General features: G+C 40.9%; 13 protein-coding genes. 2 read left to right on the top strand and 11 right to left on the bottom strand.

Going from position 1 to position 22,925, the window contains the following annotated elements; all coding sequences use genetic code 11:
• Window positions 1-246 precede the first annotated feature (246 nt).
• The 9 genes from clpS to LK453_RS09130 all read right to left on the bottom strand — a co-directional run bounded on the left by clpS (window position 247) and on the right by LK453_RS09130 (window position 11,969).
• Window positions 247-693, bottom strand: a complete 447-nt coding sequence (gene clpS / locus LK453_RS09170; protein ID WP_007395214.1) for an ATP-dependent Clp protease adapter ClpS — start codon at window positions 691-693, stop codon at window positions 247-249.
• Window positions 694-730: 37 nt separating this feature from the next.
• On the bottom strand, window positions 731-1,552 hold the full coding sequence (locus LK453_RS09165) for a hypothetical protein (RefSeq protein ID WP_201541640.1): 822 nt from the start codon (window positions 1,550-1,552) through the stop codon (window positions 731-733).
• 350 nt (window positions 1,553-1,902) lie between these two features.
• Window positions 1,903-2,970, bottom strand: coding sequence for an N-acetyl-gamma-glutamyl-phosphate reductase (argC, locus tag LK453_RS09160; protein WP_007395216.1), 1,068 nt, complete (start codon window positions 2,968-2,970; stop codon window positions 1,903-1,905).
• A 338-nt stretch (window positions 2,971-3,308) separates the two neighbouring features.
• Entirely contained in the window at window positions 3,309-4,415 is a 1,107-nt protein-coding gene (gene hemE, locus LK453_RS09155; protein ID WP_007395217.1) for a uroporphyrinogen decarboxylase, read from the bottom strand.
• Window positions 4,416-4,520: 105 nt separating this feature from the next.
• A complete protein-coding gene (proB, locus tag LK453_RS09150; protein WP_227674371.1) occupies window positions 4,521-5,804 on the bottom strand; it encodes a glutamate 5-kinase in 1,284 nt (427 codons plus the stop codon).
• A gap of 222 nt (window positions 5,805-6,026) precedes the next feature.
• Complete coding sequence (obgE, locus tag LK453_RS09145) at window positions 6,027-7,235, bottom strand: GTPase ObgE (protein WP_007395219.1); 1,209 nt, start codon at window positions 7,233-7,235, stop codon at window positions 6,027-6,029.
• Between the two features lie 440 nt (window positions 7,236-7,675).
• Window positions 7,676-9,118 (bottom strand): glyceraldehyde-3-phosphate dehydrogenase, encoded by a 1,443-nt coding sequence (locus LK453_RS09140; protein WP_007395220.1) that lies wholly within the window; start codon window positions 9,116-9,118, stop codon window positions 7,676-7,678.
• Between the two features lie 287 nt (window positions 9,119-9,405).
• Entirely contained in the window at window positions 9,406-10,203 is a 798-nt protein-coding gene (locus tag LK453_RS09135; protein WP_007395222.1) for a lipocalin family protein, read from the bottom strand.
• Window positions 10,204-10,817: 614 nt separating this feature from the next.
• Window positions 10,818-11,969: an NUDIX domain-containing protein gene (locus LK453_RS09130; protein ID WP_052628390.1), complete on the bottom strand. Its 1,152-nt coding sequence runs from the start codon at window positions 11,967-11,969 to the stop codon at window positions 10,818-10,820.
• Between the two features lie 265 nt (window positions 11,970-12,234).
• On the opposite strand from LK453_RS09130, the gene hemP reads away from it, so the two are divergent.
• Window positions 12,235-12,399, top strand: a complete 165-nt coding sequence (gene hemP / locus LK453_RS09125) for a hemin uptake protein HemP (RefSeq protein ID WP_007395225.1) — start codon at window positions 12,235-12,237, stop codon at window positions 12,397-12,399.
• 241 nt (window positions 12,400-12,640) lie between these two features.
• Here hemP and LK453_RS09120 read toward each other — a convergent pair whose 3' ends face one another.
• Both LK453_RS09120 and LK453_RS09115 read right to left on the bottom strand, forming a co-directional pair.
• Window positions 12,641-17,656 (bottom strand): translocation/assembly module TamB domain-containing protein, encoded by a 5,016-nt coding sequence (locus tag LK453_RS09120; protein ID WP_007395226.1) that lies wholly within the window; start codon window positions 17,654-17,656, stop codon window positions 12,641-12,643.
• 247 nt (window positions 17,657-17,903) lie between these two features.
• The gene (locus LK453_RS09115; protein WP_007395227.1) at window positions 17,904-21,299 is read right to left on the bottom strand and encodes an autotransporter assembly complex protein TamA; all 3,396 of its coding nucleotides are present in this window, start codon (window positions 21,297-21,299) and stop codon (window positions 17,904-17,906) included.
• 230 nt (window positions 21,300-21,529) lie between these two features.
• Between LK453_RS09115 and LK453_RS09110 the strand changes: the two genes are divergently transcribed.
• The gene (locus LK453_RS09110; protein WP_201528374.1) at window positions 21,530-22,849 is read left to right on the top strand and encodes an MFS transporter; all 1,320 of its coding nucleotides are present in this window, start codon (window positions 21,530-21,532) and stop codon (window positions 22,847-22,849) included.
• The last annotated feature ends 76 nt before the right edge of the window (window positions 22,850-22,925 follow it).

Here is a 22,925-nt window from a genome sequence, read left to right as displayed (position 1 = left end):
AATGAAAACAAAAAATAGTAGAAGGATAAGGAGAAAGTGGCCCCAGCTTATGAGGCTGACACCGCTATTATTATTCCTTAATAAATGGGGTATCGATAGTTAGTTTTCAAGGGATTAGAATCTAAGGGATTAGACTTCAAGAAGTTAGCGGTTAAGGAGCTAGATTTTAAGCGATTAGATTATGAGGGATTTATGGTTAAGCAAATATATTGTGATTAACGGACAATTGTCGGTGGTGGCTTAAAATTAACTGCTTTGATGAGGCTCAATCTGAGTCAAAAGTGGATAGCCTTCTTTGCGGGCCGTCTGATTGACTTTCTTAGCCTTAGTCTCAGCAATGTCTTTGGGATAAATACCAGCAATACCACGACCTTGATTGTGAATATTAAGCATAATCTCAACCGCACTAGTGGTGTCATGACGAAATTCAGACTGTAGGATATACACCACAAATTCCATCGGTGTATAGTCATCATTGTACATCACAACCGCATACATAGGCGGCTCAGCAAGATCAGGCTCAGCGACCATTACCTCAACTTCACCATCTTCTTCAACCTCATCATCTATGAGTCGAGAAGGCAGTGTCTTTAACGGATGCAAAATAGGCAGAGTCGCTGGATGATGCCAGTCCCCTGACATCTGCTTATTGGTTTGAGAAATAGTATTGGTACTTTTAATCATATGCATCATTAATTAGTAAACTTATGGGCCGCTGAATAAATAATAGTTAAGGGGTATCGCCTTGTGTACTGCCTTTGGTGTTGCCTTTTCCTTCAGTAACAGGGCGCTGATCTGTTTCTGGCACTTCTGATAATGAAAGTGGCATCTTATCTACAGGACTTGCCAACTCCCAGTTATAAATCTGCTCAACTTTTTGACCATTAGACTCAAGGTTCAATTTGGCCTGCTTAGGTCTAAAACCTTTTGGCATCACAAAACGACCTCTAATACGGGCAATACCTTTAATATCGTAGGTACTTGGCTCTAAAGGTACATCGACTAAATTGTCTTCATCCAATAAGGTTAAGGTCGGTTTTAGACGATGTTGTTGCCCATCCTTCGCTAACATTGCCACATCAAAACGATATTCAAAGGCATTCTCAGGTAAAGGCTCCATCTTAGCACCCACCACTTGTAACGGTAAGCCGCCTTGCTCTACCAAAGTGTCAGCATAGACCTGATTGACCTGAATCAGCTGTAAGTTTGTCACTTCTAACTGCTGCATATCTTGACGCATTTGGCCTAAGTTATTCAGGCTAATATCACGCTCCTGCTTAGCAGTATTCAATTGAGCAATTAATGCTTGAACATTTTGCTTCATCTTCTTGATATCTTCAGCAGTCAATTGCTGTGCATCACCCTTAAGCTTTGCGTCTTCTTGCGACGCTTGATAGCCTCTGTAATAACCAAATTTATGGCCAAAGGCAGTAGCAATAACGCCAGTTAATAATACGGCGCTCGCAAATAAAACCAATATCAGCGGACTCATCACACCATTGGATGATCGCTTCACATTTTTCGGGGTGGATTTGCTGATTTCGGTGGGCATGTGTTCTAGACTCGTATCTTATGAATCGGCAATTAATTAGGCCGCCATATTCCATGGCAGATTTAAGGCAAGGTATTATACCTAAATCTCAATGTAATAACTAACAGCAGATTGGATTCAATGTAATATTTATGTCGCCAATTTTTTATATCAAATAACATAAGCCATGTATTTTAATATACAACTACATTTAAAACTGTTTAGTTTACTTATAATTGACGACCAATCAAAAACTTAGATAGGTTTTTAAACATCTGACATCTTATTGAAGATACCTGACCAATTACAGGTATCGAGAGCTAACGTCTAAAGTTGATGTCGATTTAAAAGGCTATCTTTTAAAAGGGTATCTAAGGCACCACAGGGATATGGTTCAATCCTAATGATTCATCAAACCCAAACATGACATTCATACACTGTACTGCTTGTCCTGCTGCCCCTTTTACTAGGTTATCTTGAACAACCAGAATAGTCGCTGACTTGGTCTGATTGTCTTGATATACCGCAATTCTAAGTCTATTACTGGCTCTTACGCTGCGAGTATCTGGATATTCGCCTGAAGGTAACACATCAATAAACGTCTCATTTTGATAAGCGTCTTCATAAACTTGCTGCAAGTTCAAGGCACACCCAGCGTCAGTTAGTCCCAAATGAATGGTGGTAAACATACCTCGAATCATCGGTACTAAATGAGGAACAAACCGAATATTGTGGGTAAATTTACTGTTTAATAACTGGTGTACCCCTTGTTCAATTTCAGGTAGGTGACGGTGCCCAGTTACCCCATAAGCATTAAAATTATCGGTAGTTTCGGCATAATTAAGATCAAGCTTAGCTTGGCGTCCTGCACCAGAAATGCCTGATTTGGCATCAATAATGATGCGAGACTCAATCAATGGCTCGTTTTCATTATTTTGGGCTTCTATAATAGGTTTTAAGCCTAATATAGCGGTCGTAGGATAACAACCAGGGTTGCCAATCACTTGTGCTGACTTGATGGCTTCACGGTTAATCTCAGGCAGACCATAAGCAGCTTGTTTTAGCAGCTCTGGGCAAGCATGCTTGTGCTTATACCATTGTTCAAACTGCTCTAAAGACTGCAGCCTAAAGTCAGCAGCTAAATCAATAACTTTAACCCCTGCGTTTACCAAATCTTGCGCTTGCTGCATCGCCACACCATGAGGAGTGGCAAAAAATACAACATCACAAGTTGCAAGGGCTTCAAGCGTATCTTCACCTAAGTCGCTATACGTTAAATCAGATATACCACGTAGGCTCGGAAAAATACTGGCAACAGGCTTGCCCGCTTCGGATCGCGACGTTAACCATTTGATGGTTACTTCTGGATGAGAAGATAACAATCTTATAAGTTCAATACCTGTATACCCTGTTCCACCTACAATGGCTGCCTGTAACATATCACATCCTATCTGATTGATTAAAAGCCGATTAAATAAAATCCGTCTTACTATTTAAAATAACTGAGATTAAGATAACCTAGACTGATTAAATATAATCCTTATTTTTCAAAGAGTCATTCTATTTATGAAGTTTACGTTATCATCTAATGCTATTCAATGTCTTAAACCCGACTATTTTAGTCGCCTATGCATTTATTCACTTAGACAAAGTATTTCATTATTATGGAACTACCCAGTACAAAATAGGCTTATTCACGAATAAGCCTATTTTGTACCACCTAAGTTTTAAGCCCGTTCATGTTTTAAACCAATTAAGGTTTTAAACCTATCAAAGTTTAGAGCTTGTATTCATGCACCGCATCAATAAATACTTTGGCGTTTTCAGGGTTTACCCACTGTGTAATACCATGGCCTAAGTTAGCCACATAGCCAGTCTTAACACCGCCTGCATAAGCATCGTCTAACATAGCATTAACCGATTGACGAATAAGTTCAGGTGAGCCATATAACGTGGCAGGATCTAAGTTACCTTGAACCGCGATTTGCTTATTACTTTGCGCTAAAATAGCACGGGCTTTATCTAGTGGCATGGTCCAATCCAAACCTAAGCAATCTGCCTCAGTATCTGCTTGAATATCTAACCACAGACCACCGCCCTTGGTAAATACCACCACAGGCACATCAGGATGACGCTGTTTAAGCTCAGACACCACACGTTTGTTGTACTTATGTGAGAACTCTTTAAATTGACGGTGTGCTAAAGCGCCACCCCAACTATCAAACAGCTGTACAAGCTGGGCGCCTGCGACAATTTGCGCGTCCAAATAATCAATGATTGCTGACGTAATATGATCTAAAATTTGATGTAAAAATTCAGGCTTGCTGTACAGAAGACCTTTGGTATAACGGTAATCTTTTGAACTACCACCTTCGATCATATACGTCGCTAGAGTCCAAGCACTGCCTGAAAAACCAAACAAAGGCACCAAACCATTCAGTTCTTTACGGATACTGGTAACGGCATCCATAACATACCCTAAAGAATCATTGGCATTAAAAGGTTCAAGCTGATTAAAATCGGCTTCAGTGCGTAAAGTGCGCTTAAACTTAGGACCTTCTCCGGTTTCGAAATATAGTCCCAATCCCATAGCATCTGGTATTGTCAAAATATCACTGAATAAAATGGCGGCGTCTAAATCAAAACGTCTTAAAGGTTGCATCGTGACTTCTGTTGCACGCGCAGTGTCTTTACACAGACTCATAAAATCACCTGCCTCTGCTCGAGTTGCCTTGTATTCTGGAAGATAGCGGCCTGCTTGGCGCATCATCCATACTGGCGTCATGTCCACCTCTTCGAAGCGTAGAGCTTTGAGCAAACGATCGTTTTTCAACGGTGCAAAATTGTGAGTATTGTTAACAGAATCAGAATTCATTATAGACATTATTATCTCTTTAAAGTCACTAGATTATAATCGAAATGGATAGGTAGAATAGAATACTACCTATCAATGGTATCAGGTTATGCCACACTCTACACCTAACGGCCCTTATTTATTTAAAATGGCCATATCATCACGGTGTATCATCACCACACGCTCTTCTGAGCTGCCCAATATTTTTTCAAAATTATGGGTTCTTTCGCGAGCCACACGTCTGGCTTCTTCAGAAGAAAAATTCACTTGGCCGACTGCAATACGTTCTTTGGTAGTTTCATCGACAACGGCTACCACATCGCCTTCATCAAAGTCACCTTGGATATCAACCACGCCCACAGGCAATAAACTCTTGCCTTGTACGGTAATAGCATGTACTGCACCAGCGTCAATAAACAAGGTGCCTGACATTCTAAGATGCGCTGCCAACCACTGTTTACGGGCGATTATTTTATCTTGTTGATTAGTTTGTAATAGCGTACCGACCGATTCTCCATCAACAATACGGGTAATTACTTTATCAAGACTGCCATTTGCAATCACAGTGGGACAACCGCCCATGGCGGCCAATCTGCCTGCTCTAATTTTAGTCAGCATTCCACCGCTACCTAATTTGCCGCCCTCTCCTGCAATATCATATAGGTAATCGGCCATGGCACGTTCTTGACGAATCATTTTTGCATCAGGATTTTCACGAGGATTATCAGTAAACACCCCGTCCTGGTCGGTTAAAATAATATACAAATCAGCGCTAACCATCGCTGCAGCCATCGCTCCTAGCGTATCATTATCACCGAATTTAATTTCGTCCACAGTAATGGTATCGTTCTCATTAATAACGGGCAGTACACGCCACGACAAAAGCTTGTGTAGCGTATTGGCGGTATTAAGATAACGCTCACGGTTAGACAAATCATCATGGGTCAACAGTATCTGTGCACTGCGTACTCCACTTTGGATTAAAGCCGATGACCAAGTTTCTATCAATCCCATTTGACCAATGGCAGCGCAGGCTTGCAGCGCTTCTAATTTCTTAGGGCGTTCTTCCAGACCCATTCTTACTAAGCCTTCCGCTACTGCCCCTGATGAAACCAATATGACTTCTTTGCCTTGATTGTGTAATTTAGCAATTTGACTGGCCCATTCATATATCGCGGTACGATCCAAGCCTTTGCCGTTATTAGTCAATAAAGAGGAGCCGATTTTTACAATGACACGCTGTAAATCAAATGATCTTTTTTCAGTGGCAAAGCGGCTATCATCTAATTCAGTGGGCTTGGGTATGCTGACTTTAGATTTTACGGCTTTTGGTTTGCTAGCTTTTGATTTGGTAGCTTTTGGTTCGACATCTTTTGGTTTTGCAATTTTCGAGTTTTTCTGATTGTTATTAGCACTCATAATTCTTCCCAAAATTTTATGAATAGAATAGTAATATGCTTTGTAAACACTGCTAACTATTGGTAAATATAAAAACCTAGTAAATATATAAATATAAGAATCTAGTAAAGATAGAAATCACTCATCTCGCCAGTAAGTTAGACAATCGTTTATAGATAATGCTTTTTATAGCTAACCATATCACTGTTAACTAATGACCTAACGAGATGAGTGAAGGAGCGACTATGGGGCGTAAATAATTTCTACGCCATCATCATCGTCGTCTCCATTGTCTGATCTAAAGGCAGCTTCACGAGCAGCACGTCGTGCGGCACGATACGCTTCTTTCTGCTCTTCTGTATTTAGACGGACCTCAGCTTCAAGACGTTCGAACCTTTCTCGTTGCGCTTCAGCAAATAAAGAATCTTCTTCTTCACGCTCTTTTTCACGCTCAATTTCATTCATTAGATGGTATTTAACATCATCTACGCCTTGACCGGTTAAGGTAGACGTTCTAAATACAGCGCCTGTCCAGCCTAGTTCTGCCACGATATGTAGACAAAGCTCATTTAACTCATCTTCGTCAGGCACTTGATCGATTTTATTTAAAATTAAAATCTGTGGCAAATTGGCCAATTCGGGTGAGAATCGCTCTAACTCATTTAAAATAACGTGGCCATTTTCGACAGGATCACTACCGTCAATAGGTTTAATATCTAAGATATGCAATAGACGACGGGTACGGGCCACGTGCTTTAGGAAACGAATTCCTAAACCTGCCCCTTCAGAAGCACCCTCGATTAAACCTGGAATATCGGCCATTACGAATGAACGATGTATGCCCACATCTACCACGCCTAAGTTTGGCACAAGGGTGGTAAACGGATAATCGGCTACTTTTGGTTTGGCAGAAGACACTTGTCTAATAAATGTCGATTTACCAGCATTTGGTAATCCAATCAAACCAACATCTGCCACCACTTTAAGCTCAAACTTAAGCTCTTTTAGCTCGCCCTCGAATCCTGAAGTGGCTTTACGCGGGGCTTGGTTGGTTGAGCTTTTGAAATGAGTGTTACCTAATCCACCGTCACCGCCTTTGGCAACTAGAACTTCTTGACCAATTTCAATCAAGTCACCCACTACTTCACCGGTCTCATTATTAATAATGGTAGTACCGATAGGGACACGTAGGTATATGTTATCGGCCCCTTTTCCTGAACAGTTTTTGCTTTGTCCATTTTGGCCACGGCCCGCATCATAGCGACGTGTATAGCGGTAATCCACTAGAGTATTTGTATTGTCATCAGCAACGACTATGACATCGCCACCTTTACCGCCGTCACCGCCATCTGGCCCACCACGAGGAACATATTTTTCACGGCGAAAGCTCACAATGCCGTTACCACCATCCCCTGCTTTGACAGTAACAATTGCTTCATCGATAAATCGCATTGGTTTTGCTCCCTTAACTTCTTTTAAATTGGTCTAACATAAATTGGCTAATTACAGACTTCCACATAGCGCAGAAGCATTGCTTATTAGAAATATAATATTTTCGTGAAAACAATTCTAGAAAATAGTGTTGATTTTTATAACGCCGTATTCTACAGCATTATTATTGATTAAATGGATACGATTGACTAAATAGAATTAATATCTACTGATACCTTTAATAAAAATACCCGATAACCATAACGATTATCGGGTATCGTTGCAAATCGTATCAGTCATTCTTTTGTTATCAAAGCACATTAATAATTGATTTTTTGATGCCAATCTCATTAAGAAGCAACAAAAATTTCAAACCGTACTTTCAAAAATGACTATTTGCAATGGCTTTACTGATATTCTTTACCAATAGTAATGCTTAAAGCTGATTTAGACCGCTTTGATTAAGCAGAAATATTAGTGTAATGAACACCTGCCATTTGAGCAGCCACTCTTAATACTTGAGTGCTGTAGCCTACTTCGTTGTCATACCATACATAAACAGTCGCATGGTTGTCAGTAACGATAGTCGCTTGTGCATCAACAATACCTACTTGCTTAGTACCGACAAAGTCTGATGAAACAGCTTCTGTAGAATCAGTATAAGCAATTTGTGACTGCCATGCATCACTTTGAGAAACTTGCTTTAAGAAAGCATTTAGTGCGTCCGCACTTTCAGGTGCTTTCTCAAGATTCAAGTTTAAAATAGCCATACTAACGTTTGGTGTAGGAACGCGGATCGCATTACCTGTTAGTTTACCATTTAATTCAGGTAAAGCTTTACCAACTGCTTTAGCAGCACCAGTACTGGTAATTACCATGTTCAATACCGCACTACGGCCACGACGGTCAGCTTTATGATAGTTATCAATTAAGTTTTGGTCGTTAGTAAAGGCATGGATAGTTTCAACATGACCGTTAACAATGCCAAACTCATCGTTAAGTACTTTTAGCGAAGGAGTGATAGCGTTAGTAGTACAGCTAGCAGCACTGACGATAGTGTCATCGCCAATAGTGTCATTGTTGACACCATATACGATGTTTTTGATGTCACCTTTAGAAGGGGCTGTTAACAATACTTTTTTAACGCCTTTGGCTTGTAAATGCTTACCAAGACCCGCTTCATCTTTCCAGATACCGGTGTTATCAATAACGATGGCATCGTTAATACCATAGCTGGTATAGTCGATTTCACTTGGGTCATTGGCATAGATAACTTGTACGAAACGACCATTTACGATAATACCTTGGTTCTCTTCATCTACAATGATAGAGCCTGGGAAAGTACCGTGAACTGAATCACGCTCTAATAAAGAAGCACGTTTTGCGATATCACCTTCTTTACCAGGACGAACCACAAACGCTTTTAACTGTAGGCCTTTATCAGTCGCTGCCTCTTCAAGCAATAAACGAGTTAAGATACGGCCAATACGACCAAACCCATAAAGAACAACATCAGTCGCTTCACTGGCTGCTGGCTGTGATTTATCTGCTTTTGCTAACGCATCAACAACGCTTACTTTGTTTTTTAACAATTGACCAGCATCAACCACGGCAGTTTTAATATCTTGATTGTCTACCACTTCTTTTACAGTAGCGATAATATCATCAAGACTTAATGCTTCACCATCGTTACGGTCAGCAGTCTGCTGAACTTTGGTTAGTAAGTCTGCAGTTGAAAGCCCATTAAGTGTTTCACCAAATAAGTTAACTTTTACGTCTTTATGGTTATAAAGATTATGCAGTTGATTTACGAGCTCATAAGCCTGATTTTCTTGTTGTTGATATTTGGCTAAATGAACTTGATGTAACTCACGGCGCGTATTAGCATTACTCACAATAGTCATCCTTTGGGTAAATGAAGTGAAGGGGTTAGTGAAGTGAAAATAGTAGCTAAATTAAATAAGGTTGCTTTAGATATTGCCAAAACCTGCTAATGGATGCCAAAAGCAGGTTTGTGATGGTCATTCTATCTAAGGCTAAATTCGAAGTTGATTTTAAAGCATATTGGCAATTTTAGCCAGCACGATAGTAAGCAATGTGGTCAAATTAGCTGACCTAACTAACTCAATACCTGTTTTTATAACTATCTTCGTTTATAACATTCTGTCTTCAACGGGTAGAAGTTAATAGATTAGCTACTGGTCTGTTTATTACTTGAATTTGGATTTTGCTGTGTCGTCTGCTGTTTATTCATGTTATTTGTGGTATTCGCCGTCTTATCATTAGGGGCTGTATTATCAGCTTTTACGATAGTCTTAAGCATGCCGGTATGCGTAGTTATTTCAAGCTTGTTAATATCATAACCTTGCATCTTCGCCACATTTTTATACTGATCAAAGGTCGTTTGAGCCATGGTCGGTGTGCGTGACAACATCCATAGATATTTATTGTCTGGTGTTCCTACCAAAGCAGTTTTATAGTTTTGATCAAGCTGTAATACCCAATAGTCTGCTTTACCTACTGGCAACCATCTAATCCAACTTGGTAGAAAGGTCACTTTAAGCTCACTGCCTGTATCATTAGCAGGCGTTGCAAGACCCTTGGCTTTCATCATTGAGCCATCTGCTTTACGGCACTCATTGATCACATCAACTGACTTTAATTTGCCACTGTCATCTTTATTCAAGTTATAAGTGGCTGTTACATCAAAGGCACAGTTACGCTGAAAATACATAGGAAAACGGGCAATTTCATACCATTGTCCTGCATATTTATTTAAATCCACCCTATCTACTGAGGTAGGTACTGTCGCCATAGCTGCATTAGCCCCTGCTGAGGCATTCATTTGAGCTCCAACTGTGCCCACTTCAGCATGAGAGAAAGTAGAGTAAGCAGCTAACGGCACTAATAGCGCTAGAGCAATGCCTGTGTGTTTAAGTAACGCCTTCATAAAGGCTCTATCTGGAATGTCGTGGCTGTATTTATTCATAAGAGTATCGATGTATCTATAGGTTCAATTCAAAAAGCGGAATATGAAATAATTATTTGCAGTCATCAAAAGATAAGCGGTCACAATATAAATAAGTATTTAAACCCAAGTATCGATGAATATGCCCTTGATCAATAAATAAGTAAATATTAATGAACAATCATTTGTCTAGTCTTGGCTGACTATAATTAAATTAAACAGTTAAATAATAAGCTGTATAAATAAAATGCCTACCCAATTCCGCTATCTCAATAAAATGTATTTTCAAGCATTGTTTCAAAGCTTAACCATTTGAGCCAATAGCAGGTAACTGAACAGTAGGTCTGGTAATCATTACTTTAACCTACGTCAGTTAAATGAAGCGTTACTAGTAGTATTTGTTGGCTCAGCTGTTTTTCGGCTGGCTTAACAGGCTTAGCAAGCTTTTGAAAGAAATTAAAAACACTGCTCTTAAACTAATTACTTTCAAAGCAATCGTTAGTAAAGCCCTGAAATGTCGTCGCTTTTTTTGATATAGCCATCATAATATTCGGCCTATAGCTTTACTATCCAAAAAATGTAGTATTACGATACTGTTTGTAAATTCACTGTGGATTTTTGATTTTTTGGTGAGGTTACGTTAAAAAATTTCGTATTCCTGCTACTTTGTCACCTTGATGATGTCTTACTTGCTGTAAGTCTTCTGAACTCATACCACCTAAGGCTATAACCGGTACTTCACTCACACTAGCAATCCTCTGAAACCCTTCCCAGCCCAATGGCACGGCTTCAGGATGAGTGGCCGTTTGTTGCACTGGAGATACAAAAACACCTATCACTGGCGATAAATCGTGCTTTAAACGATACTGAGCCAGTTGATTAACTTTTAGCACCGTTTCTTGGTTATGACTGCTAACCGTTAAAGGCAAACCTGCCAGCAGATTATTACAGACATCAGTGAGGTTAGCCTCTTGATAAGTCTCATCAATCACTTTTTGGGTTAAATGCTGAGCAATGACCTGCGGAGGTAAAATGTTTTTGCTGTATAAATAATTGGCTAACTGGCAATCTATAATGAGCATAATATCAGGGCGATTCGCCAGTAATGAGCTTAACAGTTGCTCACGCTGTGGCAAATCAGAGTTTTTCAAACGCAAGTAAACACAAGCTTGTAGTGGCAGCTTTTGTTGATACCAGTGCAACCACTGTTGTCGTCGACTGTCATCAGTAGTATTGGTATCAACATTAGTGTTCATATCAATGCCATTATCCGCGGCAGCTCGAGACTTAGCTTCTGTCTTTAGCTCTAAATCACTGTCAACATCTTGAGTAATGCTTATTAAATCAGGCAACTTCAGCCACTGTAGAATGGTTTTGTTCGCCTCCGGCAACCGATATTTATTGGCTACTAAATCTTCTAGACTGACCCATTGCAACTGTTGCCCTTCACATCCCTGTTGCTGATCGCGACATTCAAGATAGTGCTGCTCTGTTAGTTCTACTCGAAATATATGTAGGCAAACCCGCTTTGACTTATGAGGGGTCTCAATATTGGCGTAATGATGTCGCAGTATGCCTAGCGGATTTATTAGACAGCGTGCCGATATATCTAGTCCTATTTCCTCTAACACTTCCCTAATAAGTGCCTGCTCAGCGGTTTCATTGTCTTCAATCTTACCGCCAACAAACTCATAGCGATTGCCTTGATGTTGTTCAGGTTTACGAAATCCCAATAAGTACTGGTCGCCATAATGAATGACCGCCACTGCCACATCAATATTTATCACTGTTTTCTTTCTCCTTATATTTATTGTCATCTTTAAATCACTGATTGATTAAAATCAAACACCGTATTCATTTTATTTAATAAAACACTTGCAATGGAGCTCATAATAAATAATAATTGAGTTAATGATAATCATTATCAATTAGATAAATTCTATAAGTTGCTTATGGCGTTTTATCTATAGCGTGATTCAGTTATACAGTTTATAGCTCAATACATTGAATCATAGAAAACTCTTAACTTTCTAAAATTAAGGATTAAGCTTTATGGCCACTATAATTTCACGCGCACTTCATTTACGTGACAATCAACTTCCTATGCTACAGTCTGAGCACTTGTTTGCCCTCACTAAAGAAGTGAGAATCCAACATGAAGGCGAAGAGTATCGTCTGCGCTTGACTCGCAACAATCGATTAATTTTAACCAAATGATTTACTGATTTATTAATACTGATGCTAACTTATAGTGTAACGACCCTATGAGAAGAAACATTAAAACGAAATAATCCAGTTAAAATCAATTGAAATCAGTTAAAAAAAGAGGGGGTGACTTTAAGTCGCCCCCTCTTTGCTTTGCTTGCTAACTAACTGCTTATTAATTGACTGGTTAGCTAACTGGCTTATTAAACAATGCACTCATTCAATAGCAGTCAGCCTTCAGATTAACTACGTCCTAGAAATTAAAGCTGTACACCACGTCTACTGCATTTTCTGCTGCTGAAGTGGCCTCCACATAAATGCGGCGGGTTAATTGATAACGTAACGATAAGCTACTTTGAGAGTTAAACACACCTACCCCATAACGAATATACAAATCTGGGGTAATATAGCCAGTCACGTTAACGTTGGTATCACTATCGGTACCCGAAGCATCAATAGTCAATCGCTCTAAACCAAACGCATCGCCAATACTATTAGTCAAGCTGCGTGTTCCGGTCAATCCTAAGCTTAAGCCTGCCGCTGCCAAGTTATTGGTTACCTCTGACTTAAAGCCCTCCTCACTAATCTGAGTAGCCCCTGGATTCGAGATACGACCCGTTACTAGCGCATTCATAGCTTGTTGCTGAGTTAAACCAGCATTGTTGAATACCACGATGTTGGGTTCAGAAACTCTACCTTTAACACGCACACCGACTGAACGACCTTCGATTTCTTTAGCGGCTTCAATACTTACAAGAGGGTTAACGACATCGCCATTAAAACGTACTTGAGCATAATTCAGATCAAGGTTTTGACCAAATACATCGATGGTACTTCGGCGGCTCACCTGAACGACGCCTAATGCATTCATTACCCCTTGACCTTTTTGAGTAATATGAACAGCGCCGGCCAATGGTAATACTGCCCCAAACCCGCGGAAGTTCACATCACTACCCAGATCTACCCCAATATCCGCATTGATTGACCAAGGTTTGGAGATAGCCAATACCTCTTCAATGTTGCCGATTAATGCACGGTTTAACACCACCACATCATCTGATTTGGTAACCACATCTTCGTTGGCTTCTGGCGGTCTGATAGTGGCTGTTGGCACTGAGACCGCACCCACTATATTGACATATTGTTGTTTTGGCTTAATGACAATATTGAAATCTGGGTTAACCTCTGCAAAAAGCAGTGGAGGCTGAGTAATTACCAAGCGCTCGCCTGTCACTCGTAATTTGGCTTGCAGCTCTTGTTTCCAATCTACGATACCAGTAAGTTGTCCATCGCCCTCACCACTCATAAAGGTCCCTTCGAGCTGAGCACTTTGACCTCTAATTCGGGCTTTGGCATTAATATCCGTTAGATTAACAGGTAAATCTAACAGGGCCACTGTGGCATCTCTTAAGTTCAGATCCCCATAGAATACCGGACTGGTTAACGTTCCCCCTAGACCCCCTGCCATTGTGACATTACCTGCCAGCTTACGCATACCTGGGAAGAAAGGTTTGAAAACGGCTAAATTCAATTCATTTAGCACCAACGCCCCTGATATTGGTTTATCCTCTTTATAAGGATCAATCACAACGTCAGCATAACCTCTAGCGCCATTTCCATTATCAATATCAGTACGTAACTTCAAGCCTTCTTCAAAAGATCTAACAATCAAAGAGATACGCTTGTAAGGTACAGTAATTGGCTCATCCTGACCTTCTTGGATCATGCCAAACTTACCATTGTCCGAATATAAAGTGGCATTAATAACTGGCTCAATACCTTTGCCCCATTCGACAACAGCCTTACCATTTAAGTTCGCCTGCCAACTGAGATCTTTTGGCATAAAGGGCGCAAATAAGGTGGTGTCAATTTGTTGTATGGCTAAGTTAACTTGTCCTCTGGCAGTAGAAGCAATTAGGTTCTCACGAAGACAAAGCTTACCAGTCTGATCGGTGGCCTCCCAACAATGAGCAGCCAATTGAATTTCAGGAGATTTACCGCCAAACGAGGCAATAAGCTGAGCAGGTTGACTTTGAGCCAAGGTAACGTATTCAGTAGATATTTCTCCATCACCTACTACGCCTCGCCAACTACTATTCTGACGGTTAAAGCCGCCTTTAACAGTGGCTTGGATACCGACTTTATTGTTAGCACTAGTGGTATCTCCTTTAACGGTCAGCGTATGATCTTGCTCAGTACCATTAAATACAGCGTACACATTTTCAAACTTACTGCCTGAAGCCTGTAAACCATCTGCAATGACCACCAGTGTACTTGGGCGCTTGGCCAAATCGACAATCTTACCTTTTACCACACCCCTCTCTAGCAGTAGTCCTGGCAGCGCCAATTTATTACCGGTTAAGTCCACATAAATGGTCGGCAGTGCCTGGCCTTTTTGCTGCATCAAGGTAAAGCCGCCTAGCACAGAGCCTGCAAAGTCTTTATTAATCTGACGTAAATCGCGAATGCCCACTTTGGCTTCAAGATTCTCGGTGTTACCATTTGCCACAACTTGGTTGTCTCCCCATTGCAGCAATAAATTATTGGCATTTAAGGTTTCTACCACACTCTTAAACTTCTGAACCTGACCACTGGCATCCGTCGCCTTCAAGGTCGCTAAATACTGACCCATGTCTTTAGGTAGATGTAGAGTGGCATTAAGATTACCTTGCGCCAATAGAGGTTGACCGTTAATTTCACCACGCAGTGCCATCTTATCGACAGCAATACGCTGCACACTGTCTTTCCATAAGCCAGTACTAGAAACTCGGCCGGTAATGTTACTCGGTACGTCCTTAATAAAATAACCAAGATTAAAGTCATCCATGACTGCATTTACATTCCATGCGACGCCATTTCTAACATCAAGCTTGCCTTTGGCAATAATGCTACCTGCTTCACCCACATGACTTAGATTGCGAATGTTAATGGCTTGGGCGTCACCGCCTGCATCTAAGACCAGCTTACCTTTGGGCAGTTGAAGCGTATCGATTGACCCATTAAATTTGACCTCAAAATCGCGTAAGTCGCCAAGCTTGGTTTTATTATTACGCCATTTACCTGAAGTTTTTAGATCACCTGTGACAATACCCTCTGTCTGTGGGGCAAAGAAGCCAACATTAAATCGATTGGTATTGGCCTTAATATCCCACCTGATACCATCGCTCAAATTCACGTTACCTGAAGCCGTAATGTCTCCAGCCTCACCTTTATGGTTAAACTTCTTAATATTGATATTGTTTGTGGTGCCATTGGCATCCACAATGAAGTTACCTTTCGGTAAGCCTTGAGTGGCGACCTTACCATTAAATCTCGCATCAAAATTCTGTAGGGTGCCATTTAAAATATCGACCACGCCATCACCACGCCCCATGATATCTACATGGCGATTTTGCGAAACTGTTTTGCCACTCTTGGGATCAGTACTATTGACTTGAGCGGTTAAGGTAGAGATTAAATCAGAAGAATTAATGGTAAACACATGACGCTGACCCTTAACCACCCTGCCTTTTACACGACGGGTGATATCTATCATTTTCCCTGTCGCATTAATTTTGCCCACGACTTTATTGACGGGAATAGAATCTTTGAACGCTTGAGGACGTAGACCCTTAGTATTGGCGTCAATACTCCAAGTCAATGGTGACTTCTTCGTCGCCAACAAGATACTGCCTTTACCCGCTAGATCACCCATTACCCCATCGTAATTTAGGTTCTGTAGGTTAATAAGGTTATCGATCTTATAGAGTTTCACCTTGTAGTCACCTGCTGGTGCCACATTCAATTTGTTTATCTGAGCATCTGCCGTCACCCATAGTTTCTCATCGCGTAACATGACATTGGCCACGCCGCTTGGGCTATCAATATCACCCACTTGAGGCACATTTTTACGACGTAGATTTTGCCAGCTGGCATCAACATACCAAGGCGCATCAAACCTTGGATTATTGGGCTTAGCGCCTTTGACCACTTTGGCTTTGATCTGCTCTCCATCGCGCTGCTTCAAGTTGCCATTAATTTGCATCAAGCCATCTTTATTTTTTAGATCATAGACCACCGCCAACTCGCCATTTAGATACTCGGGTGCATAAGGTGCTGCACTCTTAGGCAGTAAGCCACGTAGTTTATAGTTGCGACTGTAAATCATCGCTTTGGTAGTGAAATCATCTTCCCAATCCAAAACACCTCTGGCCAATAAGTTGCCTTCTGGGGTTTCAGCCGTTAGCTGTTGTAGCAGCATTTTTTTGGTATCAATGATATTGGCTCGGCCCTGATAATGGCCGCTAGGAATGTCTTTGGCAAGCAATCGACTATTAATTCTAAGTTCAATATCAGAGAGTACGCCTGACGCCGTCGCCATACCATTTTGTAATCTAATTTCTTGACCCTCAGCATATGGTAGGTCAATTTCATCCCAATTTAATTTGGCTTCAAAAGGTGCGTTGTCATCAAGACCTTGTACGGTAAAGACACCATTTACATTGCTGTCATTATATTTACTGCGGATTTTGCCATAGGTGCGCTTCACACTACCAGTGGCTTCAACATAAATAGGATCGATATAAACCTTGTCTAGGCGATTAACCGTGACCAGCGCTGACACATCCAAAGGATAATTACCTTCAAGCACCACTGACCCTTCTAAGTCAGCAATATGTACCACATCACTATATTGCAGTGTGGCTTGACCGATATCTAGGTTGGTACCCACCCAATATAAATCATCTGCTTCAATATCAGTAACCTCAACAGGTTTTCTGCCGACTTGGTTGTAGATAATTCTATTGATATGGGCTTTATCAAAACGTAAGTTGACCGGAAGCTCATAGGTCTTATATTCGAAAGGATCGCCTGACGGCGGTAAACGGTTTTCAATAACAATAGTTTCAATATCCGCATCTCTTAGATGCACTTCTCTGGCAAATATGGCACGCCAGCCGATCTTGACATACGTATTGACGAAGTGAATATCCACATCTTCAGAAGCGCTCATGGTGATGTCCTTTACCAACATACCATCGCGCAAATTACCTTCAGCGTACTGTAATTCAACCCCAGTCTTTGAAACAATTCTTTCAAGTATAAACTTGGTGCCTCTTTCGGTCCCTGCCATGATGTAAAAAGCAATACATACGATTAAAAACAGAATCAACAACAGCGCCAAAAGCTTTAGCAAAAATGACAAAGGATAATGATGCTTAAGTCGCTCCGCATCACGCTGAGCAGGATCTTTTTGTTGATTAGGTTCAGGGGTTTGCGAAGTGGTCATGGAATCAGTAACTTGTTAGAAATAAAGTAAGTCATCATAAAGCTTGATCGTTTAAAGAGGGTTAAAACTGAGCGGTTTATCAATGAATTAATCTCAGTTCAAATCCCTCTAAACCTCATTAAAGCTTACAATATTTAGGGTTAATATGGCCTGTTTTCACAAGAGGACTAAAGTCGAGTCATAGTAAATGATATTGGTTATAACGGCAACAGCATAAGCTTTATTAACACTACATAAGCTTTGTTTATTATTGCAGTGGTGAGCCAATAAAGAAATGCAATCGAACAGGAATACTGTCTTCTAATACCCCTGCCGCTAAGTCTACTCGTACCATACCTACGGGAGAAGCCCAACGTACACCGAATCCCACACCAAGTTTGGTTTCTGCTTCAAAGTTAGTATCATAAGCGTTACCGACATCGGCAAAGACCGCCCCTCTAAAGCCTGGTTTAAATTCATAGTTATACTCGGTACTACCGACAGCAAGGACTTGACCCCCCACCAAATAACCCTTTTCAGTAGCTGACAAACTTTTATAATCGTAACCGCGAATACTACGGTCACCGCCGGCGAAGAATCGTAACTTATAGGGTACATCCTCAAAATCATTGGCCCAAATGTAGCCCCCATCTAGACTTGCTATAACCTGGTGCTTATTCATATCCCCGAAGCTATATACCCCACTAACCCCTGCTCTAGCAATCGCCATATCGGTATCAGACAATGCTTTATCAGCCCCCGCTTCCACTGAATAATATTGATGCCATCCTTTGGTAGGATTAGTGGCATTATCAGCCACTGTCTTATCAATCTGATAACCCAGTAATAAAGCTTCTTGGCTAAAATTAGCGCCTTCTCGGTTAAAAGGAACCGGTAGATTTTCACGATCTGGCCCTTTTACCCCACTTTCAAGGTCATCAAGTCGATATCTTAAAGAGTAGGTTCTATTCCATCCCTCATCTTTACGAATATTACGTGATATCCCTGCCCTAAGGGTATTGGTATCTAAATCTAAGTTGTTTTTGCCTTGATCGATGGTCTCTTGTTCATAACTCAAGTTTGCGGTGAGTGTGTCATCCAGTGGATGCTTCCAAGGACGGCTGGCGTGTATATTCACCGATTTATTGATTCTTGACGCCCCCACGCTAACACCCGCTTGATAACCGTCGCGATTAATCAAGTTATGCTCCATACGAGCAACTGCTCGTACACCAGTATCGGTACCATAACCAATACCTAAGTCGACATCTCTAGGCTTATCGGCGGTAACAAAAACGTAAAGAGGAACGGCTTTGCTGTCGGCAACTTGTTGCGGAGTTTTACGATTTGCCAATACGGTTTTACTCAGGTCGGTTGGTAAATTATCAGTATCAGCAAAAGGATCTTTATCATCTGGGAAAATCTTCTTCACTGCATCACTAACCGCATTAGAGATTTTACCCAATAAGTTTTTGGCCTCTTCTTCAGATTCATCTAAGACCCGATCGTCAGGTAGTCGAGATAAACGCTCTGCTTTGACAGTGATTTCGTTCAGTTTATCGCTAGTTTCTTGGTCAACAGAATATTCAATGGGCTTAAATTCTTCGTTGATATTGCCCATACCCCCTGCTACTTGAGAGTCGAGAGGTTGGCCATTTTTATCAAGCTCAGTAGATCCTGTACTGCCTTCATTCAACACTTGTTCAGCGTTGGATGCCGAATCATTCTCCTTGACAGCATTGTCAAAGCCTAAAGTAGCACCCACTGTATTAGGTCTAATCGTTTCAACGTTGATCGCATTGAAATAACGGGTGGCAGACAAATCATTGGTAAACTTAGTCACATCAGGTGCATAGTATTTATCGCCTACCTCGAACTTATGCAGCTGATGCAGTAGTTCTGGCTTGACCGGCAGTTTGTCAGGATCTGTCGTTAGCTGTCCCGTTTCTTTATCAATAGTAAAGAAAACTACTTTATCAAAATGATAACGTTCACCGGTATCATAAACCAGGTCCACATCAGCAGTGTTATCCGGCAAGATAACGTCCACTGATTTGTTCAACCATTGACCATCAAAAAACCCAAACTGATCGGTTGTAGTTTCGATTCTTTGTTTGGTCTGTTTGTAGACACCGTGATTAAAGACATCCTCTTTTGACGGAGGTGCCTCCTGTTGAATGGCTTTAAACTGTGGTAGGTCTTTACCCTCACCACGTATGTCAATATTTCGGCTACTAACCCTAACAGGATCACCTAGATGCTCAATAATGACCGCCACTTCATCGGAGTCAATTCTTTTAAAGCTAAGCTTGATATCATAATATCCCACAGCCTGAGCCGCATTTAGGGCTTCTTGGTGTAGTTTTGGGGTCACCGCCGTAAAATCAGAGATAGACTCAACGGTGATATTCTCCATTGCCGCTTTAATATTGGTCGCGGGCTGGGTATTCTTATCAACTTTGACTAACTTTGACTTAGACTGCGGGCTACCGTCTTCTTGTTGTCGATAAATTGTGGCTTTGATTCTGGGTAGGCCCGCATAACCATCATTGAATAAGCGGTTATAAAGCCCTTTAATAAATCCAGGTTTTGCTTCTGAATTATCGCTATCTTCCGGGTAATCTTCAGTATCAATTGCTGTCAAATCATGATTGGGATCATTTTGATATTCTGGCAAATAATCATCTGGATTAATACTTGAGTCAGCGGCGCCATTTTGCTCTGCTCCGACCACGACGTCATCAGTAATCTCACCACTGGTTTTTTTAACTTGATTATCAACCTGCCCAATGGCGGTATTTTTAACCGCTTGGTGCGCAGCAGTTTCTGCTGCCTTAGCTTGGGCAGTGTTGGGATTAACAGCGACATCTTTTGCTTGATATACCGGCTGCGTACCTTTTAATTGTTCCTCAGTTACCGCTTCATCGGTAATACCCAACGTCTGTTTGTTAGTCGGGTTAATCTGTGTTGTGGCGTCTAAATCAGTATCAAAACCTAAAGGCGGCTCAGTCGAATCCAAACGTGCTACGGGCTTTTGAAAATCATGAGATACCTGCGTCGCCACTTGAGACAACGCTTGGTCTATTTGCTGTGGCGACTGCATCACTGGGGCATTTGCCAAACGATTGCCAGCAGCATTATCTGTTTGCAAGCGGCTATCAGAGAAAACCCGTTTAAAGGTGTCCTCAGTGCTCTCATTAGGTCGATTTGTGGATTGATTTGTTGAATTATTAGCAACGTTAGTATTTTTCTGACTGTTGGGACGAGGCACCGGAGAGTTCAAAGTTTCACGCTGATAGTCTTCAAGGACACTGGGATCAATAATCCCTTGTTCGACCGCTTTTCTTAACTTAAGGGCAATCAGTGCCTCTTCTAACTGCTCTTGGGTTTGTATTTGAGATTTGCCTAAATTAGGATCATTCTGCTCTTTTGGTAGATCAGTGGGCTTAACCGGCTCAGCTGCGTGGGCCACTGCCGAGACAAAAGTCTGGGTCATTAGACACACTGATAATCCATAAGCCAGTTTAGAATAGCGAAAAGGCAACTTTCGATTGCTAAAGCTGCTGTGGTAGAACTTGCCATAAGGAGGTAACTGATTGTCAGCTGACGTCTTAGCCAGCGACAAAGTAGTGTCTAAATTAGGCATTGCTGCTCTCTTATCCATATTAACTTGCTAAAGTAGTTCCATTGGCTAAAGACTAACGCCTACGTTATGTCTATGCAAATGCGATTTTAATAAATCAAAAAAACAAATTTAATTCAGGTGTGATAAATTATCGCTATTATACTTAGATGTTTAACGTATTTTAGAGATAAATAAAATTTTACACAGCTCAACGAAGACTTAATAAACATCATAATAATTAAATAGCATTAATATTAGGAAGCCAATATATGGCATCACAATTCTCGCTTTTTCGCAGTCGTCGCTTTACCCCAATGTTTTTTACTCAATTTTTGGGGGCGTTTAACGATAACTTTTTCAAACAGGCTTTGTTGCTACTGTTAACCTATAGTGCAGCAGCCAAATTAGGTTCTTCAGTTAGTTTACTGAATAACTTAGCCGCCATGTTGTTTATTTTACCTTTTTTCCTATTTTCAGCTTTAGCCGGTCAATTGGCAGATAAATATGAAAAATCTCGGCTTACTTGGTATATCAAAGTCCTAGAAGTAGTAATCATGGTATTGGCCACTTTTGGGCTTATATTCGAAATCTACTGGCTATTATTTGTCGCCTTATTTTTATTAGGAGCACAATCTACCTTTTTCGGTCCTATCAAGTATGCTTATCTACCGCAAGCCATGCACCAAGACGAATTAGTAGGCGCCAATGCCCTATTTCAAACCGGTACTTCCTTATCCATTTTGATGGGTATGATGGTCGCCGGTTTATTTATTCAAATGGACAATCATTTGTACTGGGTTAGCGCCATGGCTCTATTGATTGCCTCTTTAGGACTGTTAGCCAGTAAGTTCATACCTAGCATGCCAGCGGTTCAACCCAACATGAAGATTGATTGGAATATTTGGCGCACCAGTATGGATACCATCAAATATCTATATTCGTTGCCTTTATTATTTTTCATTATTATTGGCAACAGTTGGTTTTGGTTCTACGGTGCCACTTTTTTAACTCAGACACCTGAGTTTAGTAAAGTGATATTAAATGGTAATGAATCGGTCGTAATTTTTCTATTAACCTTGTTCTCTGTTGGGGTAGCCATAGGGTCTTTACTGTGTAAAACCCTTACTAAGAACCAAGTTAGTTTTAGGTTGCTACCCTTTGGTATTGCTGGGCTTAGCTTATTTGCTATTGATTTATACTTCTCGCTATCTGGCTTGAATATTGATTCAAACACTTTACTCGGTATCAGCGAGCTTTCAAGTGTGAGCGGCAGCTGGCGTGTTTTTGCAGATTTATTTTTGTTAGGATTTAGTGGCGGCATTTACATTGTTCCACTGTATGCGGCAATGCAGGCCTATTCGCCAGTGACTCATGGCGCACGAGTTATCGGGGCCAATAACATTTTCAATGCCATATTTATGGTAACGTCTGCTATCTTCTCCATCGTTATCCTAAACTTATTACAACTGTCTTTACCACAGCTGTTTTTAGTAACCGGCCTACTAAATATCATGTTTGGCATATTTTTATATTCTAAACTAAAACGATATAAAGATACCATGAAGATTCAGCAAGATACTCTGATGTAATAAGCAGTTAACGCCAAAATAAAAAAAGCCAACTTCTAAGAGTTGGCTTTTTTATGGTACCTGATTAACACAAATT

The organism is Psychrobacter sanguinis, from assembly GCF_020736705.1.
Classification (GTDB): Bacteria; Pseudomonadota; Gammaproteobacteria; order Pseudomonadales; family Moraxellaceae; genus Psychrobacter; species Psychrobacter sanguinis.
The sequence above is the reverse complement of the archived record's forward strand: the minus strand, read 5'-3'. Positions and strand labels throughout refer to the sequence as shown.

Coding starts and splice junctions, on each gene's coding strand:
- clpS (WP_007395214.1), bottom strand. CDS start 693: ATGATGCATATGATTAAAAGTACCAATACTATTTCTCAAACCAATAAG.
- LK453_RS09165 (WP_201541640.1), bottom strand. CDS start 1,552: ATGCCCACCGAAATCAGCAAATCCACCCCGAAAAATGTGAAGCGATCA.
- argC (WP_007395216.1), bottom strand. CDS start 2,970: ATGTTACAGGCAGCCATTGTAGGTGGAACAGGGTATACAGGTATTGAA.
- hemE (WP_007395217.1), bottom strand. CDS start 4,415: ATGTCTATAATGAATTCTGATTCTGTTAACAATACTCACAATTTTGCA.
- proB (WP_227674371.1), bottom strand. CDS start 5,804: ATGAGTGCTAATAACAATCAGAAAAACTCGAAAATTGCAAAACCAAAA.
- obgE (WP_007395219.1), bottom strand. CDS start 7,235: ATGCGATTTATCGATGAAGCAATTGTTACTGTCAAAGCAGGGGATGGT.
- LK453_RS09140 (WP_007395220.1), bottom strand. CDS start 9,118: ATGACTATTGTGAGTAATGCTAATACGCGCCGTGAGTTACATCAAGTT.
- LK453_RS09135 (WP_007395222.1), bottom strand. CDS start 10,203: ATGAATAAATACAGCCACGACATTCCAGATAGAGCCTTTATGAAGGCG.
- hemP (WP_007395225.1), top strand. CDS start 12,235: ATGGCCACTATAATTTCACGCGCACTTCATTTACGTGACAATCAACTT.
- LK453_RS09120 (WP_007395226.1), bottom strand. CDS start 17,656: ATGACCACTTCGCAAACCCCTGAACCTAATCAACAAAAAGATCCTGCT.
- LK453_RS09115 (WP_007395227.1), bottom strand. CDS start 21,299: ATGGATAAGAGAGCAGCAATGCCTAATTTAGACACTACTTTGTCGCTG.
- LK453_RS09110 (WP_201528374.1), top strand. CDS start 21,530: ATGGCATCACAATTCTCGCTTTTTCGCAGTCGTCGCTTTACCCCAATG.